The following is a 20,330-nucleotide window of genomic DNA, read 5'->3' as shown; positions in this document are numbered from 1 at the left end:
ATATTACAAAATTACATTACCATCCGTTATTTTGCTCGATTTCAGAGAATTTTAATATCTCTGAGTTTGGAATAGGCATATACGTTGCAAATGATTGATAATTTCTAATTTCAACAGATGGCAACTCAATATAGTTATTACCGTCAAAAAAGTAACCTTTAGCTGTATCATTTAAAGGTAATCCCCATCTTCTAATATCCCAGAATCTATGACCTTCAAAACTTAATTCTATACGACGTTCATTTCTAATAAGCTCACGCATTGCCTCTTTAGTTGTAATTGATGCTAAGTAATTATCTGGTTGAGTAATACCAGCTCTATTACGTATGGCTGCGATTACATCTCTAGCAGAGATACCATCCACTTGATGGTCAGGACCAGCAATTTCATTAGCTGCTTCTGCTAAAATTAAAAACAACTCAGTATATCTAAAATATACACTGGCATGTCTCTTACCCTGAGCAGTTCCATCATTATTAATTCTAACTTCTGGGTGCAATAATTTTTTCAGGTAATATCCAGTAGTTGTTGATTGCCCCTGTATAGAATCTAATCTATCATTTCCACCTCCAAAACCGGTATTAATGATGCCTCCACCAAACTCAGTACCATTGACAACAACATATTTTTGTAACCTTGGATCTCTGTTAGCATAAGGATTTTGAGGATCATAAGTATTAGACTCACTAATTGGTGTACCATCTAACATTGGAAATGCATCTACAAAGTTCTGAGTTGGATTTATTTCACCATTTCCATTCACAGATGGTGGAAACATTCTTCTTTCATAAGTAGTACTATTACCTCCAATAGAAGCACGCCAAAGAGATTCTCTACTCTGAATGTTAGCATCAGTTGCATAAAACTCATTTCCAGTAGGATCTAAACCTGCAACACCACCAATGGTATTTAAAATTTGTGCTGCATTATCTGCAGCCAATTCATAATAGCCTTGACTATCTAAAAAAGAAGGGCTTGCTGCAAAAAGTGCCAAACGCGCTTTTAAAGCTTTTACTATTCTTCCAGAAATACGTAGATCAAAATAATTATCGTTTACGATTCCATATTTATCATAATCAAAATCTTCTAAATTTGAATACCATGGATCTACATTAGCTGCGCTTAAACCGTAATCTGTAGGTAATAATTCTAAAGCTGCATCAAAATCTGCCATAATAGCTTGAACAGAAGCTTCAAATGATAAACGAGGTACATTAAAGTTACCATCTGGTTCAATAAATTCGGTAAAATACGGAATACCTAACAGTTGTCCAGATTGACCTACACCTGCATGTGCTTGAAGAATATAATAATGGTGTAATGCTCTTAAAGCTAACGCTTCTCCTTTCATACGCATTTCAAACATTGTATTGGTTAAGGTGTCTCTACTCCATTGTGTTTGACCTTTTTCAATAATATCTAGGAATTGATTTACCCAGAATACTTCTTCATAATTACCCCAACGAGCTGCAGGATTAAATTGTGCATTTAACTCTCCTAAAGCTATTCGTTTGTAATTATTGTTTAACACGTTATTTACAGCATCATCAGTAGCTGCTTCTGAAAATGAATATTGGTTTACGAGACCTGTATATCCATTTAATAATATCCCTTCAGCTTTATCAGGAAAATTGCTGATATCGTCAAAAGTTACTAGGTTTTCATCAATTGGCTCCAATTCACAACCAATGATTCCAGCAAAAACCAATACAATTAATATGTTTTTTATTAAAGTTTTCATTTGTTAATCTAATTTATAGTTTGAATTAAAATGATGCTCTTAAACCTAGTGTAAAAGATCTAGTAAGAGGATCTGAACCAATTCTTAATTGACGTATATTTCTATTTTCAGATATCTCGAATAAATTTGTTCCAGATAAATTCATGCTAAAATCTTCTAGTCCTAAATTATCAATTAAAGCATCAGTAAATTGATACGTTAATTGAGCTCTGCTTATATTGAAGAAATTATTTTTGTACAACCAAAATGTAGAATTTCTAAAGTTATTTTGATTAGTAACCGAAGATAACCTTGGGAAAGTTGCTGTATTTGCAGTTTCTGGTGTCCATCGTCCTAAAACAACTTCTGAGTATTTGTCATTACCATCTACAGAATAGTATTCGTTAAAACTATCATTTAACTTATTACCCATAGACCCTGATTGACCTGAAGCCAAAACAAAAAGGTTGAATCTTTTGTAGGCTAAGTTAAGATTTAGTGCATACGTCCAAGGGCTACTAGATTGTCCTATAGCAACTCTATCATCATTATCTATAATGTTATCTCCATTTTTATCTTCATACTTTATGTCTCCTGGTTGCACAGTACCAAATTGAGGTACAGGCAAACCTGAATTTAAAACTCTAACACCATTTATATCTGTAGTAAAATCTGCTTCAGAGTAAAATCCTTGATCCATTAATCCAAAAATTGTAGAAATCTCTTTTCCTTGTGTTTGTAGATAGTCTTCTGCAAATACTTCAGATCTTCTAGCTCTTTCGGTTTGACTATACAATATGTTAGCACCTACACTAATTGAAAAATCTTCATAAGTTTTATTGTAATTGATACCTAATTCAAAACCAGTGTATAAATTCTTATCATAATTATCATAAGGTCTAAAAGTATCGTAAAAAGAAGGATATTGATCTTGTAAAAATGTAATTTGTTTGTCTAATTCTGTTCTAAAGTAATTAGCCTCTATCCAAAGTGAATTCATTAAATAGGTTTCGAAACCTAAATTAAAATCAATTCGTTCTTCGAATGTTAAATCTAAATTCTCTCCTTGAGTAATATTTTGTCTGTTATTAGAATTACCATCTCCCCAATTTATATTATTTCCATTAGAATAGTTTGAATCATACAAATAGTAAGCACTAGCATCATTATTAACAGACCCACCACTATTAAGTGCTGTAATACCTCTATCTGATTTTATAATACCTCCTGAAGCCTTTATTTTAAGATAGTTAATAAACTTGTTGTTTTTTAAGAAAGCATCTTCACTTAAAACGTAACCTATACCCCCTGTTGGTGATAAAGCGCCTCTATTGCCTTCTGGTAATTTTATTGAATTAGTATAAGTAGCAGTAAAATCTACAAATAGTTTCTTTTTGTAGTCATAAGATGTTTGTAATCCTAAGTGAGAATCTATATCTGTTTGTTTAGCATCATTTTGTCTTTGAGAATTAAAAAAGCCTAAAAAAGTTGTATTAAAAGAATGATTTTTAGCTAAAGTAGTATCATAATTTACTAGTCCATAGAAACCAAATCGTGAAATAAAGTCATTGGTACTAAGATTTTCTGTTTGATCTTTTAGGTCTTCACCAAAAACATCAAGAGCTGTTATGCTACCATCTTGCCAGGTTGGTGCGTAAGTTTTGAATTGATTGGAAATAGTTGCATTGTAAGAATCATAAAAATCAAAACTTAAATACGTTTTAGCTGTTAAACCTTTTGTAATTCTATCTAAATCAAAATTGATTGTGTTGTTAAACTGTGTAGAACGAAAAATGGTATTTTGATATCCACCTGCAATAGCTAAAGCTACAGGTGCATCTGCGCCAAACTGTTGAGTTGACCCTAAAAGCATTCCATTAAATGTGTTTGCAGCATCTAGTTGCCCTGCAATAACAGGATCACTAGTGTTAAGCATATCTATAGGTAAAAATGGTGAATATATATTAGGTCTTAAAGTAGTTGCAGCGTTTAACAAATTACCTCTAGATGACTTTTCTGTACTTATAACAACTATACCATCAAAACTACTAGTAATCCAATCGTTTACTCTAAAATCTATATTACCCCTTACATTAAAACGGTTCGTTCCTGCATTTATATCATCATTAATATCGACCCATGATCCATTACGATTCCAACCCACATTAACATAGTATTGATTGTTTTCATTTCCTCCAGAAAATTCTGTTATCACATTTGTAGAAACCACTAGAGGCTGAACAAACTGTTTTGAATACAAATCTAAATCTGGATATTCGAATCTGTTTGAACTTGCATTAAATTCTTGAATAAGTGATTGAGGATAAAATTCTGACAACCCATCATTATTTCTTGCTTCGTTAAAAAGACTCATGTAATCAACTGAACCTAAGTAATTAGGCAAAGAAATTGGTGTACTAAAAGTAGATAGCGCATTAACTTTAACTTCTTTTTTATTAGCTTTACCACGTTTGGTATTGATAACAATAACACCATTTCTTCCTTGACTACCATAGAGTGCAAGAGAATTAGCATCTCTTAATACAGTTATCTGCTCTATTTCTTCCATATTTAGAATATCAGGATCACGACCAATAACACCATCAATTACAAAAACTGCATCATTTGTACCACCAATACCTCTAATATTACCAGAGCCTCTTACACCTAACATTAATCCATTAATGTAATTTCTAACACGCTGTGTATTATCAAAAGTTAATCGATCTTTAGGATTAATTGAAGTAATTGCACCTACAATGTTACGTTTATTTTTAGTAACAACTCCCAAATTCAGTTCATCTTGTTCTGAAGCTAAAAAAAGAGATCTCTTCATGGTAATATTACCATTTATATCATTTAAAGTCAGAATTAATGTTTCATACCCCTTTTTTTCTAGTGATATGGATTCTTCATCATCTTCTAATATAATGTTAAACTGACCATTAACATCAGAAGAAACCTTAAGCCCATTAGCGTTAAAAATATTCACATTACTAATTGGACTACCTTGTTCATCAACTACAGTTGCTGTTACTTCTGTTCCATCTGTTTGAGCCATTGTAAAATTACTAAAGCAAAACATGGTTAAGCTAAGCAAAGTAAACAACCTATATAATTTATTTATTTTCATTATTTCTTAATAGTTTAAGCGGATTTATACAAGATTACCATCCTGGGTTTTGAGTAAAACCAGGGTAAATTCGTGTTTGTTCGACAGGAAATGGTAACCAATAATGCTTAGGAAACTCACATATTCTTTCAATCAGAAGAGATTCTGTAAAACTACTTCTGTTCTCTGGGAAATTTAAAGCTAACTTTCTTTTGTATTTATCTAAATGAGCCAAGCCCCATCGTCTAATATCTACCCATCTGTGTGCTTCGTAACTTAACTCTACAGCTCTTTCTCTTCTTAATTCATCCATAAACTTGTTGTTGTCTGCAACAATACTAGCATTTACATTAGGTATTCCTGCTCTAGTACGTAATAAATTAATAGCTCCTTCAGCAGTTAAGCTGTAAGAAGGAGGTGTTACACTTGCACCTTTTGAAACATGTAATGCCTCTGCATACATTAAATAAACATCTGTAAGTCTCATATGCATTCTAACTCCAACATATTGGCTTATAATAGGATTCCAAACTGTATGATATTTACCATCAACCTTAGGATAAAATTTAGTCCACATGTATCCAGTATTATTCAATATTTTGATATTTTCTGCATTATTACTTCTATGAGCACCTTTTACTGTAGACGATTCAAACCAAAGTTGTGCAGTTTTATGTGGATCAGCTGCTCCAGGATCTATAACATCTCCATCTATAATATGCCATTTATAAAAACGTGGATCTCTGTTTTCAAAAGGTTTAGTAGGATCGAATAAAGTAGGTCCATAATTACCACTAAGATCATCTTCTATAGAAAGTCCGTTAGACATCCCAAAATTATTATGAATAAAGTTATGTGTAGGACTAATAACTTCATATCCAGCAGAATTGGTATGGATAGCTCTACTTACTCCAGAGGTCATAAACCTAGTAGCTTGCCCTTGGCTACCCCCAGTTGCTGCAAAAATAAATTCTGTACTTCCTGGCCAGGCACCAGGTGCTGATGATTTCCAAAATACTTCATCATAATTATCCCAAGTTGCTAAACGATAACGTCCTTGGTCAGCTAATTTAAGAACCCCAGAAAAAGCTTCAACTGCCATTTCACATAATTCTGTATCATAGTCATATGTATTGATACTTACATTATTTCCTTTCATTAAAGGGCTTGCTGCTAAAAGTAAGTTTTTACCTTGAAAAGCATATGCTGTACCCTTTGTAAGTCTACCCATATTTTCACCACGTGTAAGTTGTCCATAAGGTTCATTATCCCAATCTACAGGCAATAATTCAACAGCTTTTTTGTAATCTTCGTTTGCTTGTAAAGCAACTTCTCTATACGTTTCTGGTCTTTGTAATGCAAAATCATCAACTAAGACTTTATCTATATATGGATAGCGCCCCCAAAATTTCATTATTTCGTTGTGGAAAAATGCTCTAAAAAAGTAGGCTTGCCCAAGAATAACATCTTTTTCTGCTTGAGTTGCATTTACCATTAAATCTAATTCCTCTACATTTTTAATGACAAGATTAGCTTTACGAATACCACGTAAACTACCATCATAAACCCCTGGTCTTTGTTTATTAAAATTGTTTTGGTTTTCTACATTTGCAGAATTATTACCTGTAGAACCATAAGTTGCATTATAGTGGTTATTTAAGTAAACAAAATTATCTCTTATTACATCATTAAATCGTCCTGCATCAATATCGCCACTTGCTTTTGTAGGTCTATCAACAAAACCATCATCACCTAATAGAAAATCTTGAAAGGTATGAGCTTGCTGCTCGTAAGAAACCACTAAAGCATACATTTCTTCTACAAAACCTTGTGTATTTTTAAAAGTAGAAAAAACATCCTCTTCGGTTATAAGTGCGTCTGGTGTCACATCTAAGTAGTCCTCGCACGAAAAGGAGAATACGAGTCCTAAAATTATTAGTATTTTTTTTGTATAGTTTTTCATTTTTACTTTTTTAGAAATTCATATTAAAACCAAAGTTGAATCTTTTTAACGTAGGATAATCTCCTCTTGATCGAGCTTCTCCAGAAGCGTTAAACTCTCTATCATCTGGCATATCAGACCATAAAAATAAGTTGTTTCCGTTTGCAAAAACTTGAAGTTTCTTTAACCCAAGTTTTTCACAAGTTTTACTAGGAATATCATACGATAAAGAAACTGCTCTAAGCCTTGTTAATGATCCATCTAACCAATTGTCTCTAGGATTTGTTGCCCCTGGAACTCCAAATGATGGCTGAGTATCTGTATTATTTGGTGTATCTACGGTCCAATAATTTAAATCTTGTGTAAAGATTAAAGGTGTTGAATTGCTAAAGGTTTGGTTACTGAACAATCTAGAAGCATTTTGGGTACCATATAGTTGAGCTGAAATACTCCAACCTTTGTATCGTGCTCCTAAAGTAGCACTCCAAGTTCTTTGAGGTTGTTCTGGATAACCAAATGGTGCATTATCAAAATTATTATCGTAAATACCATCTCCATCAAAATCTACAACATCATAATACCCAACTCTAGTAAGATTTTGATTTTGATTTTGTGGTGTTGACATATACACATCGTCCCAACTTGTTAATATTCCAGCTGGGATGGCTGATCTACCTTGACCAATAGCGAAACCTTGTTCTTGTAAATGATTAGGTGTAGCAAAAGGATCGTCACTAGATATTATAATATCTTTTGCTTGGGTAAAATTGAAATCACCAAATAGATTTAGACCATTATCAAAAGTATAACTAGACCCGAGAACCACCTCATAACCTCTTACCTCAGTAACACCTATATTAGCAGGTGGAGCTGTTAATCCGCCTAAATCTGCTTGCAACCTATTATCTAACACAACAATCTTATCACGATCTTCTGCAAAATAGTCTACTTCTCCAGTTAATAAACCATCAAATAAAGAAAACTCTACCCCTATATTATACTTAACAGCTTCCTCCCACTGCAGGTCTGGGTTTCCTACTACCTGTTCTCTATAGAAGTTGTAAGGCGATCTTCCACCATAATTACTAGGCACTAAATATGCAGATGAACCAGATTGCCATTGCGTAAGCCATCTCCATCTATTTAATGCTGTTGAAAAAGTATCGTCTCCAATAAGACCATAAGAACCTCTAATTTTAAGGTTGTTTAACCAGTCTTCACTTTTCTCCATAAAGGATTCATTTGTAATTGTCCAACCTAATGCAACAGAAGGAAATAAATCGAAACGATAACCTGGACCATATTGTTCAGATCCGTTGTAAGCCCCGTTAATATCTATAAAATATCTTGAATCGTAGTTATAAGTTACCCTTCCTACCCAATCTTCTCGATAACTTGGAAAAGCACTAATACCACCACTACCACTTGCTGATTCTTGCCTTCTTACTAAAAACAATGCAGTAAGGCTATGCTTTTCTGCAAAAGTTCTGTTGTAATTAAATGAAAAATCATATACCATTCTACGTTTTCGCTGCCCTTCTTCTACCTCTGAAGTCTCTAAATTCCATGGGTCTTGCACATAACCAAATCGATTATTTGCATCTGGAAAAAGAAGATTCTCCTGATCACCATCATAAACCCTATAGATAACACCTCCATCATTTAAATCTTGTCTACTTCTTTGCGTATTATCTAAAGAAAATCGCCCTTGAAAAGACAACCCTTTAGTTATAAAATCTAATTTTTGTTTTAGAATAAAATCAGTATTAATTTGAAAAGTTCTATATGTATCATAACCCTTAGCTTGCAAAGACTCAACAGGATTTACATACACATTAAAATAACTAAAAGGATTTCCATAAACCCCATCAGGATACACAGGTGGATAAAGAGTTGGTGCTATTAAGTATAGCCCATTAGTTACATTACCTAAACCACTAGGACTTTCTCTAACCCCCATATAACCACCTAAACTAACTGAGAATTCAGTTGTATTGGTTATATTAAAATCTATATTAGATCTAAAGTTAAATCTATCATATTTATATTCACCTAAATAACCTCTTCCATTATCATATTTGCCACCATCAAAAATATCACTTACGCTTTGATAAGCTAAACTACCAAAATATTTGGTCTTTTTGTTTCCACCACGTACAGATAAATTAACCCTATAATCTTGTGCAAAATCTTTCAATAATTCGTCTTGCCAATCTACATTAGGATAAATATAACTTTCTTCTAAACTAGAAGGATTACGATACCTATCTACAACAGATAAAGGTGTGTAATTATTCCATGTATTAGGCGCTTGAGCTATACCTCTTAAAATGGCACTATTTGCCTCTAATAAAGCACTATAAGAATCTAATTTTTCTGGCAATTGAGAAACCATTTTAATGGTTGAATTAACACTTAAAGATAGTTGCGCTTTACCAATTTTACCACGCTTTGTAGTAATTATGATTACCCCATTTGCACCTTCTACACCAAAAACTGCAGTAGCAGAAGCATCTTTAAGTACAGATATATTTTCTACATCGTTCATATCTATATCTGTCATAGACCTCTTTATACCATCTACTAGCACTAGAGGACCACCTTCACCATTCCAAGAACTTCTACCTCGAACAAAAATTCTCATATTGTTTTCACCAGGAACTCCACTACCTTGAATAGCAGTAACACCAGGAATATTACCCTGTAATGCCTCTTCCATATTAGCTATTCCAGCTGTCCTTTCCATTAAATCAGCCCCTTTTACTTGAGAAATTGCCCCAACAACACTTTCTTTCTTTTGAGTACCATAACCTACAATTACAATTTCTCCTAAGCTTTCTGACTCTTCATTTAGAGTTACATTAATTACTTTTTGATTTTTAACAGGAATTTCAAGTGTTTTAAAACCTAGGTAAGAAAAAATCAATGTTTTTTCACCAGATTTTAAAGTTATGGCATAATTACCATCGAAATCTGAACTAATTCCATTTGTAGTTCCTTTCTGTAAAATACTAACTCCTGGCAAAAGATTACCATCTTTATCAGAAACAGATCCTGTTACTTTCTCTTGAGCTAATAAATTAAAATTTGTAAAACCCGAAAGTACAAGAACAAGAACATACGTTAGTCTCAGTAAAGGATTTCGTTTTTTAAAAGTTTTTTTCATTTTTAAATTCAATTTAAAATAAATTATTTCGTTGATTAACTGTTCTGTTAAAACACTCATAACAAACAATGTACAATTTTACGAATTACACAAGCATCACGCATCCTGTACTATACTGAAATATATGTTATCCTAACCTATTTATATTAAATTTTGATTAATAATTTGCTTTTAAAAAAACATGTTAAGATTGTATCTTTGCCATAATATTTAACTTTTTTCTCTAGTACCTATGAATCAATTCCTTACAAAAGACTTCTTGTTACAGAACGATTTCGCAAAAAAACTATATCACAATTTTGCAAAAGACCTACCTATTATAGATTATCATAACCATCTTTCTCCTCAGCAAATTGCTAAAAATACTCAATTTGAAAATATTACCCAAGTTTGGTTGTATGGAGATCATTATAAATGGAGAGCAATGCGTGCCTTTGGAATTGATGAAAAATACATTACTGGTGATGCTACTGATAAAGAAAAATTTTTAAAATGGGCCGAAGTTGTACCTTATACTATTAAAAACCCACTGTTTCATTGGACTGCTTTAGAGCTAAAGGCTTATTTTGATATTGATGAAATTTTGACCCCTCAGAACGCTGAACAAATTTATGAGAAAACCTCGAAAATTTTACAGCAAAAATCACATTCTGCTAACGGATTATTGCAACTGCAGAACGTAGAAAGTTTATGTACTACAGACGATCCTGCAGATTCTTTAGAATACCATATTGCCATTCAAAAAGATGCCTCTAAAGTAAAAGCGTTTCCTACGTTTAGACCCGATAATTCTTTTGCTGTTGAAAATACCAAAACTTATAATGAATATTTAGCTAAACTTGAAAAAGTATCCAATATTAGCATTCATAATTACGATGATTTACTAAGCGCTTTAGAACGTAGGATTAACTTCTTTAATGATAATGGAGGTAGATTATCTGATCATGGTTTTGAGCAGTTGTCGTTTTTTGAAAGCGACATTTATGATATACAAACCCTCTTTAACAAAGTAAAAGACAATCAAGCTTTAACTTTAGAAGAAATTGATTTCTTTAAATTTAAAACAGTAATTGAACTTTGTAAAATGTATCACAAAATTGGCTGGACACAGCAGTTTCACTTGGGTGCAATTAGAAATAATAACAAAAGATTATTGGATGAACTGGGTCCAGATACTGGTTTTGATTCTATAGGTGATTTTTCTCAAGCTCGTGCTCTAAGTGGCGTCTTAAATAAATTAGATAGCACAAATCAATTGGCAAAAACAATTGTATACAATTTAAATCCAGCAGATAGTGAAGTTTTTGCAACTATGGTTGGAAATTTTAATGATGGTACTATTAAAGGAAAAATGCAATATGGTGCTGCTTGGTGGTTTTTAGACCAAAAAGATGGCATGGAAAAACAAATAAATGCCTTATCTAATTTAGGTTTGTTGTCTTGTTTTGTAGGTATGCTAACGGATTCTAGAAGTTTCTTATCTTTTCCAAGACACGAATATTTTAGAAGAATTTTATGCAATGTAATTGGTACTGATGTTGAAAATGGAGAGCTACCTGCTGATGAAGCTTTTTTAGGTAAAATTGTAAGTGATATTTGTTATCATAATGCAAAAAACTATTTTCAACTTTAAATAAAAACATATGAATACGATTAAATGGGGAATTATAGGTTGTGGTGATGTTGCAGAAGTAAAAAGTGGACCAGCTTTTCAAAAAGTAGCGAATTCTGAATTGGTTGCTGTGATGAGAAGAAATGGTGAAAAAGCTAAAGATTTTGCTAAAAGACACAATGTGCCTTTTTTTTATGATACTGTTGATGCTATTATCAATCATCCAGAAATAAATGCGCTTTATATTGCAACTCCACCCTCTACACATTTAGAAATAGCAAAAAAATGTTTAGCTGCTGGCAAATTTGTGTATTTAGAAAAACCTATGACCATAGATGCTGATGAAGCTTTAGAACTGGAAGCCTTGGTAAATGAAAATGATAAAATTGTTGTTGCGCATTACAGAAGAAACTTACCTGCTTTTCTAAAGGTAAAAGAATTATTGCAAAATAATTGTATTGGAAAAGTGCATTTTGTAGATATTACTATTTTACAATCTAAAACCAATAATGTAATTGCTAAAACAGATGATAATTGGCGCTTAAAACCTGAAACTTCTGGTGGTGGTTATTTTCATGACATTGCGCCTCATCAAATAGATTTAATGTATTATTATTTTGGTAAAATCGAAAAAGCTGAAGGTTATGCAACCTCAACCCAAAATAATAAAGTTGCAGATATTGTAAATGGAATTATTGAATTCGAAAACGGTGTTCAATTTAGGGGAATTTGGAATTTTATCGCTTCAGAAAAAGAGGTAAAAGATAAATGTAAAATTTATGGTGAAAAAGGCGCAATTACGTTTTCTTTTTATGGTGAAAAAGTTTTTTTATCAACTGAGGATAACAACGAAAGCTTTACTTTTATTAATCCACCTCATGTACAACAACCGTTAATTGAGCAAACCGTGAATTATTTTTTAGGAAAAGCTGCAAATCCATGTACAATTGATGATGGATTTGAAGTAATGAAAATTTTAGATACGTTTACGTCTTAAAACTATTTTTATCTGCCTTTATTTGATTAGATAACAGCTAAATAATCCAATATTTTAATTCTTAAACATTACATTATCTAAGTTCAAGTAATAAGTGCAACAGATAAATTTAAAACACTTGAAGTAATTACTCCAACTGTTTGGGTCAAACACCTAAATTTGTCTTGGATGAAAAAATATAAGCAGTTAACCTTAGCACAAAGGTATCAAATAGAAGCGTTATTACAAGCAGGAATAACACAAACATCAATAGCTATACAATTAGGTGTTGATAAAAGCACTATTAGTAGAGAATTAAAAAGAAGTATTGCTTTACGAGGCAGAACAGCTGGGAAATATATAGCTGCCAATGCCGAACGTAAAACAAGAAGTAGACATAAACATAAGTTTAAAAGAGTATTATTAACAGCTGAATTAAAATCTTCTATAAATGCAAAGATGATAGTAGACAAATGGAGTCCAGAACTTATCTCCAAGAAATGGAAACAAGAAAATATTCCAACAGTCTCACACGAAACTATCTATAAATGGATATGGCAAGCCAAACACACAAACACTAAAGAAAACAAGCCTTATAAGGAGCTTTATAAAGAATTAAAACACGGAAAAAGAAGACAAAAAAGGGGAAATATCAAAGATACAAGAGGAGCAATAAAAAATCGTGTACATATCTCAGAGCGTCCAGCGATTATTGAAAAAAGGCAACGAATTGGAGATTTAGAAGCAGATTTAATGATGGGGAAAGATCATAAGTCAGCACTATTAGTACTTACTGATAGAACAACTTTAATTACAATGATAGATAAATTAACAGGGAAAACAGCTAATGAAGTGACTTCTGCAATTAAAAAAAGGTTAAGTAGGTTTAATTCTAGTTACATTAAATCCATCACTTTTGATAATGGAAAAGAATTTGCTGGTCATAAAGAAATTGCAAAAGAATTTAACGTAAAAACATACTTTACAACACCTTATACATCGCAAGAAAAAGGAACTGTAGAAAACAAAAATGAAATTGATGAAGCGTTAACTATAGGTGCAGAAAAAGCAACTTTGGTAGCCAACAATGTTTTAAAAAGAGTTAGAGAAAAAATAGGATATTAAACTGTATACCACCAATAAAAAGAGGCTGTCTGAAAAGTATTAAAATTCATCATTTCGACTGCAATGGAGAAATCTTATTTATTGATAATTAAATACATGGTCTAATAGCCAAAAATAGTTGGTAAAAACCTTTGAAAGGGTTATTACCAATGGATTTAAGAAAAGTTTATTGAAACTGGTTTCAATAAACTTTTTTTGTAGTATGAAAACATCAAAAAAAAGCGTTGTTGGGGTTGTCAAAATCTTGACACAATTAAATGGGGAAAACAACAAGGAAAACAAAGATTTAAATGCAAAAATTGTGGTTTACTTTTCACCTCTAAAAACAAATCTGTTACAGATTCAAACCGATTTATTTGGTTTGAAAAATGGATTATAGGAAGAAGAACAATGCTACAATTATTCGAAGAAAGTAATTATTCGATAAGAACGCTTAAACGATATTTCAACGATTACCTTTCTAAGCCTCCAATTCTATCTGTTTATCCTTCTGAGAAGGTCAATCTCCTTATTGATGGTACTTATTTTAGCAATGGTATTTGTTTAGTTTTATATAGAGATGCCACCATTAAATTCACACAACTTTATCGTTTTTCAGATGCTGAAAATTATTCAGAAATTAAAGAAGATTTAGAGAATCTTTTAGAACTTGGTGTTCAAATAGAAAGCGTTACTTCTGACGGACACAAATCTATATTAAAAGCGGTAAGAGAAGTGTTACCAGACGCTAAACTACAACGTTGTTTAGTTCATATACAAAGAGATTGTAGAATATGGTTGACCAATAGACCTAAAAGTTTAGCTGGTTATGATTTAAAGCAAATTAGCTCTAAAATGCATTTAATAACGTCACATTATGAGTTAAGTTTGTGGTTATTAAGTTTGGATAAATGGTATCAAGAATATAGAGAATATATCAACCAAAAAAGCTACAATTTAGAAACAGAAAGATATTGGTATACTCATAAAATGGTTAGAAGATCTTTTATGACTATTAAAAGAGCGTTGCCAAATATGTTTCACTATTTAGACAATCCAAAAATACCTAAATCAACCAATTCTATTGAATCTTTTTTTGGTCATATGAAAGGACATTTAAACATACATAGAGGCTTATCTTACAAACACAGAAAGCAATATATAATGTGGTATTTATTCTTTAAAAACAGAGCGTAGGTTTTTTTTAGCTATAAACTTACCAGTAATCAAAAAAGGACTTCGTTAAAAGTCCTTTCATTACTGTATAAGATTAATCTTATCGCTAATAAGTTGCTCCTCAGCAGCGCTTATTTCCTCTTCAGATTAATGCCATAATATAAAAATAATTTTAATCAAAATTACCAACTATTTTTGGCACCATTACCCTTTAATCATCAATTAAAAAAATTAGCTAAATATTTCTAAATTAAAAAGCTACAATTATTTTAATTGTAGCTTTTTATAAATTATATAATTAAACTATTCTTCTTTAATAAGGTTCAAATTTTCATCCATTGGAGTCATTTTAGGCATTAGCACATGAACTAAACCTAAAATGATAATATAAAGAGAACCAGCAACTAAAAAGGCCCAGAAGAAACCAGTTTTACTTGCTTCATCCAGTACAGAACCTAGAATTAAGTTACTAACTAAGCCCGCTAAAGCACCAACCATACCACCAATACCTACAACTGATGCTGTAGCTTTTTTAGGAAATACATCAGATACTAGTGTAAAAATATTAGCAGACCAAGCCTGATGACCAGCAGCACCTAAAGATATTAAGATAATGGCAACCCATTTGCTTTCTGTAAAAGCTACAAAACACACAGGAAGTATAATTATAGCACAAATTAATAAGGTTAATTTTCTAGATTTATTAACACTCCATCCTCGTCTCATAAAACTACCAGATAGCCAACCTCCAAAAATACTACCTCCATCAGCAATTAAGTAAATCACTAAAAATGGTAATCCCATTTCTTTAATTTTAACACCAAAATTTTCTGAGAGAAAGATTGCTCCCCAGAATAAATAAAACCACCAAACAGCATCTGTAATTTTTGCAAGAGAGAACGCCCAAGTTTGTCTCTTAGGAAAAACTTTACTCCAAGGAAGTTGCGTAGTAGATTCTTCGGTTGAATCACTATTTATATAGGCCAACTCTTCTTTGGATACTTTAGGATGATCTTTTGGTTTTTTATAAGTTCTTACCCAAAGAATAACCCATATTGCACTTAAGGCTCCTGTGATTAAAAAAGGAATTTGCCAGTTTTTCAATTCTCCTAACCCTTTTTCTCCACCAGTCCAATACACAAGCCCTCCAATTACAAAAGGAGCTGCTATTGCACCAAGGCTTGTAGCTGCATTGAACAATCCAGTAGCAAATGCTCTATCTTTTTTTGGAAACCATTCTGCAGTTGTTTTAATTGCCGCAGGAAAGTTACCTGCTTCTCCAAAACCTAAACCTGCTCTTGCTATAGCAAAACCAATAAAGCTAAATCCTCTTCCTACAACTGCATGAAGCATACCAAAAATACTCCAAGTACCTATAGATAAGATATATCCTTTTTTTGTACCTAATCTATCAATAATACTTCCCATAGATATTAAACCAACAGCATAAAATGCTTGGAATATCATTACAATATAAGAGTAGTCTTTTTTTGTCCATCCAAACCACTCTATTAAATCAGGAGACATTATACCCATTAAACTTCTATCAAAATAGTTGATAGTTGTAGCAAACATTAGCAGTGATAGGATTCTATATCTAAAAGTCCCAACTTTTTTGGTTTTACTCATTTTTATCTTAGTTTTAAGTTAATTTTTTATTGAATTAAAAACTTTACTGTTCGAAGTTAAAATACTTTTTAGCATTATAGTAACAAATGTCTTGTACCATTTTGCCTAAAAACTCAGTATCATTTGGTATCAAGCCTTGCTTTACATCTTCACCAATAAGATTGCACAATATACGTCTAAAATATTCGTGCCTAGGAAAAGACAAAAAGCTTCTGCTATCTGTAAGCATTCCTACAAAACGACTTAATAAGCCCATGTTAGACAAACAGTTTAACTGTTTTTCCATACCATCTTTTTGGTCTAGAAACCACCATCCAGAACCCCATTGCATTTTTCCTGGGTAATCTGAATTTTGAAAATTACCCATCATTGTTGCAAAACTTTCATTTTGTGATGGATTTAAATTGTAAGTAATGGTTTTTGCTAGTTGGTTTGTACTGTTTAAAGCATTAAAAAACTGAGACATACCTTCTATCATTACATAATCTCCAATAGAATCGCAACCTGCATCTGCTCCAACCATTTCGTTTAATCGACTATTGTTGTTTCTAATAACACCTAAATGATATTGCTGTGTCCATTCTTTCTCATGATACTTTTTACCCAAGTATAATGCTAATCCAGATTTATATTTCTCAATTTCAACCTCAGAAATAGCTTCACCATGTAAAAATTTTTTGAAAATTTGAGCAACTTCTTCTGGTGTTTGTGCCACATAAGTAAAAGCACCACTAATACCATAATCAGATAACCTACAACCGTTTTCGTGAAAGAAATCGATTCGAACATCTAAAGCTTTTAGTAAATCATCAAATTCTTTAATTTCAAAACCTACACAAGTTTCTAATTTCTTTAAGTAATCTTTAGAAGTTCCGTTTAATAACTGTAACAGTGTATCTGGTCTAAATGTTGGAAATACTTTTGTGTAAAAGTTTTTAGTAGCTATCTGTTGATGATACTCTAAATTATCAACAGGATCATCTGTAGTACAAACTACTTCAACTTTCATGTCTTCTAAAAGTTGAGCAGGAGTTTTGTTTTCTAAAATCTCATTTGCTTTTTCATACACTTTTTCTGCATTACCAGCATGTAAAATTTCATCAACATTAAAATACCTTTTCAACTCTAAATGCGTCCAATGAAAAAGAGGATTTCTCAATGTTTTTGGTACAGTTGCTGCCCATTTTAAAAACTTTTCTTTTGCTGATGAATTCCCTGTAATAAATTTCTCCTCAATCCCATCTGCTCTCATGGCTCTCCACTTATAGTGGTCTCCATCTAACCATGCAGAGGCAATATTCTTCATAGGTTTATCTTCAGCAATAAGCTCTGGAGATAAATGGTTGTGATAATCTATTATAGGTAAATCTTTTGCGTAGTTATGATATAACGTTTGCGCGACATCAGATTGTAAAATAAAATGATCTGATATAAAATTTTTTATATTCATTTATGGTTAATTGATATGAATTTCTAGGGGACTATTGATCTTTTTTGAAAAATCAGTTAAATAACTTTCCCACTCTTTTTGAGAACTAAACTGCTTGCTTTTTTTCCATCCAAAACCGCTATAGAAAATCACTTTATTATCAACTACATTTAGATGTAAAAAATGATTACTTTCATCTTTTCTAGAAGTTACATATTTCTCAGAACCCGAGAAATAAGGTTTTGTTGTTACAATTCCTGTTCCTACTTCAGAATCATCTAATGTTTCCCAATGACTCACCCAAAAGTTAGCATCATTTTGATTGGTAACCCCTTTTTTCTTGTGTAGTGTAATTCCTGACGAAATGGCTTCTGTTCCTTTTACATCAATCTCAAAACGAGTTAAATTTTGACCATAATCTAAAGAAATGTGTTTGGTTTCATCGATTTGTTTACCATTGGCATCCCAAGTTGCGTAAGTTAACACAAAACTTGTTCTTAACGGACCAGTTGTAATAGTTTTATAAGAAGTAAAATTCTTAGAAAAATAATATGATGTATCTACTTTAACAGCTGTACCTCCTATACCTCTACTAACACCTACGTGAAAATTATCTACACCTTCACCATGGTCTTTATGATATGCTCCTTTCTTTTCATCGTTTCTTTTATACCATAAATTGATAATTGGGTATTCTACACGTTTTAACCATGCATCTATTCCACTAGATAAAGTTCCTCCTTTTACACCATCTTCAACCATTTTTTGAGCAACAGGCCCAAAAGTTCTAAAAGCAACTCTATTGTTTTCCCAAGTATAATCATCTGTTCTTTCTGGTACAAATCGCGAATAACAGTAATTAATTACTGAGTCTTTTACTTCTTCTGCAAAAGTTAAATAATATTTTTTTGTGGTATTTGCTTTTATAGAGGGTTGAAATAATAAAACATCGGTTTTACCATCTATATCCAAGTCTACAACTTGCGAAATGAGTTGATTCGATTCTTCATCTAAAACCACCAAATCAGTTACTTTTTCAGGTGCAATGTTAGAAACATCTACTTCTACAGTTTCAAATTCTCTATTTAAATTTAATGTGTTTTTTACAGTAATTGTTGACACTATTTCTTGACTCATTTTACAAGATGAGCATGCTATAAGCCCTACCAAAAAAAGTATTATTTTTTTCATTTTGTTCTTTATTTTTGATTGTAACTTGATTGATTAGATACTGAATCAAGTTCAGTATTAAAATCTAATCGATTTTATAATGAACGTCTAATTCCTAGTTCTAAGCCTCTTAATTCAGCTAAACCACGTAAACGTCCTATGCCTGAATAGCCAGGATTGGTTTTCTTTTTTAAATCGTCTAACATTTTATGACCATGATCGGGTCTAAAAGGCATTCTTAGATCTTGTCTTCCTGCTGCTATTCTTTTTTGTTGCTCTAAAATCAATGCTTTCATCACTGCATACATATCTACATCGCCTTCTAAATGATCCGCTTCGTGAAAATTACCTTCTGCATCGCGTTTTGTAGCACGTAAATGAATGAAGTGAATTCTATCCCCTAAACGTTCAACCATTCCTGCTAAATCATTATCAGCTCTAACACCAAAAGAACCTGTACAGAATGTTAATCCGTTATTTGGTGATTGTACTGCATTGTAAATATCTTCTATATCTTGTTCTGTAGACACTACTCTTGGCAATCCTAAAATTGGAAATGGTGGATCATCTGGGTGAATACACATTAACACACCTGCTTGTTCTGCAGCTGGAATAATTGCTGATAAAAACGAGAATAAATTTGCCTTTAATTCTTTAGGCCCGATATTTTTATACGTTGCTAAAATTTGATTGAATTCTTCTAAAGAATAGCCTTCTTCTGCTCCAGGCAAACCTGCTATAATATTTCTGATTAGCTTTGTTTGTTCTTCTTCTGATGAATTTTTGATAAAATCAGCTGCTTTTTGCTTTTCAGCTTCAGAATATTCGTTTTCTGCTCCTGGTCTTTTTAGCAAATACAATTCAAAAGCCGCAAATGCAGCCGCTTCAAAACGTAAGGCTGTAGATTGGTCTGACACTTCGTAATCTAAATTGGTACGTGTCCAGTCTAATACTGGCATAAAGTTGTAACAAACAATATCAATACCACATTTGCCTAAGTTGATGAGTGTTTGTTTGTAGTTTTCTATATATTTTTGATAATCACCAGATTTGGTTTTTATATTTTCATGAATGGGCACAGATTCTACAACTGACCAAGTCAAACCCACATTTTCAATGATTTCTTTTCGTTTTTGAATTTCTTCAACAGTCCAAACTGCTCCATTTGGAATGTGGTGCAATGCAGAAACAATTCCTGTTGCTCCTGATTGTTTTATATCTGATAAAGAAACTGGATCATTGGGCCCATACCAGCGCCAAGTTTGTTCTAAATTTTGAGTCATTTTTATTTTTC

General features: G+C 32.2%; 13 protein-coding genes. 5 read left to right on the top strand and 8 right to left on the bottom strand.

Features of this window, described 5'->3' with window-relative positions:
* Window positions 1-16: 16 nt before the first annotated feature.
* The 4 genes from SJY27_RS15355 to SJY27_RS15340 form a co-directional block, all read right to left on the bottom strand.
* The gene (locus tag SJY27_RS15355) at window positions 17-1,741 is read right to left on the bottom strand and encodes a RagB/SusD family nutrient uptake outer membrane protein (protein WP_397445751.1); all 1,725 of its coding nucleotides are present in this window, start codon (window positions 1,739-1,741) and stop codon (window positions 17-19) included.
* 25 nt (window positions 1,742-1,766) lie between these two features.
* Entirely contained in the window at window positions 1,767-4,781 is a 3,015-nt protein-coding gene (locus SJY27_RS15350; protein WP_397445750.1) for a SusC/RagA family TonB-linked outer membrane protein, read from the bottom strand.
* A 106-nt stretch (window positions 4,782-4,887) separates the two neighbouring features.
* A complete protein-coding gene (locus SJY27_RS15345) occupies window positions 4,888-6,795 on the bottom strand; it encodes a RagB/SusD family nutrient uptake outer membrane protein (RefSeq protein ID WP_397445749.1) in 1,908 nt (635 codons plus the stop codon).
* A gap of 10 nt (window positions 6,796-6,805) precedes the next feature.
* The gene (locus SJY27_RS15340; RefSeq protein ID WP_397445748.1) at window positions 6,806-9,940 is read right to left on the bottom strand and encodes a SusC/RagA family TonB-linked outer membrane protein; all 3,135 of its coding nucleotides are present in this window, start codon (window positions 9,938-9,940) and stop codon (window positions 6,806-6,808) included.
* Window positions 9,941-10,172: 232 nt separating this feature from the next.
* Here SJY27_RS15340 and uxaC (SJY27_RS15335) point away from each other — a divergent pair, with 232 nt between their 5' ends.
* The 5 genes from uxaC (SJY27_RS15335) (at window position 10,173) to SJY27_RS15315 (ending at window position 14,829) form a co-directional block, all read left to right on the top strand.
* On the top strand, window positions 10,173-11,573 hold the full coding sequence (gene uxaC, locus SJY27_RS15335) for a glucuronate isomerase (protein ID WP_397445747.1): 1,401 nt from the start codon (window positions 10,173-10,175) through the stop codon (window positions 11,571-11,573).
* Between the two features lie 10 nt (window positions 11,574-11,583).
* A complete protein-coding gene (locus SJY27_RS15330; RefSeq protein WP_397445746.1) occupies window positions 11,584-12,549 on the top strand; it encodes a Gfo/Idh/MocA family protein in 966 nt (321 codons plus the stop codon).
* 168 nt (window positions 12,550-12,717) lie between these two features.
* Window positions 12,718-13,653 (top strand): IS30 family transposase, encoded by a 936-nt coding sequence (locus tag SJY27_RS15325; protein WP_397445745.1) that lies wholly within the window; start codon window positions 12,718-12,720, stop codon window positions 13,651-13,653.
* A 202-nt stretch (window positions 13,654-13,855) separates the two neighbouring features.
* Window positions 13,856-14,032 (top strand): hypothetical protein, encoded by a 177-nt coding sequence (locus tag SJY27_RS15320; RefSeq protein ID WP_397444997.1) that lies wholly within the window; start codon window positions 13,856-13,858, stop codon window positions 14,030-14,032.
* Between the two features lie 11 nt (window positions 14,033-14,043).
* Window positions 14,044-14,829 carry a transposase gene (locus SJY27_RS15315; protein ID WP_397444996.1) on the top strand — a complete coding sequence of 262 codons (786 nt, stop codon included), beginning with the start codon at window positions 14,044-14,046 and terminating at the stop codon, window positions 14,827-14,829.
* A 282-nt stretch (window positions 14,830-15,111) separates the two neighbouring features.
* On the opposite strand, the gene SJY27_RS15310 is transcribed toward SJY27_RS15315, so the two are convergent.
* The 4 genes from SJY27_RS15310 to uxuA form a co-directional block, all read right to left on the bottom strand.
* Window positions 15,112-16,437 carry an MFS transporter gene (locus SJY27_RS15310; protein ID WP_397445744.1) on the bottom strand — a complete coding sequence of 442 codons (1,326 nt, stop codon included), beginning with the start codon at window positions 16,435-16,437 and terminating at the stop codon, window positions 15,112-15,114.
* Between the two features lie 43 nt (window positions 16,438-16,480).
* Complete coding sequence (gene uxaC / locus SJY27_RS15305) at window positions 16,481-17,887, bottom strand: glucuronate isomerase (protein ID WP_397445743.1); 1,407 nt, start codon at window positions 17,885-17,887, stop codon at window positions 16,481-16,483.
* 6 nt (window positions 17,888-17,893) lie between these two features.
* Window positions 17,894-19,003 carry a DUF4861 family protein gene (locus tag SJY27_RS15300; protein ID WP_397445742.1) on the bottom strand — a complete coding sequence of 370 codons (1,110 nt, stop codon included), beginning with the start codon at window positions 19,001-19,003 and terminating at the stop codon, window positions 17,894-17,896.
* Window positions 19,004-19,131: 128 nt separating this feature from the next.
* Window positions 19,132-20,319 carry a mannonate dehydratase gene (gene uxuA / locus SJY27_RS15295; RefSeq protein ID WP_397445741.1) on the bottom strand — a complete coding sequence of 396 codons (1,188 nt, stop codon included), beginning with the start codon at window positions 20,317-20,319 and terminating at the stop codon, window positions 19,132-19,134.
* Window positions 20,320-20,330: the final 11 nt, after the last annotated feature.

It is taken from the genome of Polaribacter sp. R77954 (genome assembly GCF_044595335.1).
In the GTDB taxonomy this organism is placed as follows: Bacteria; Bacteroidota; Bacteroidia; order Flavobacteriales; family Flavobacteriaceae; genus Polaribacter.
This window is presented reverse-complemented; position numbering and strand designations above follow the sequence as displayed.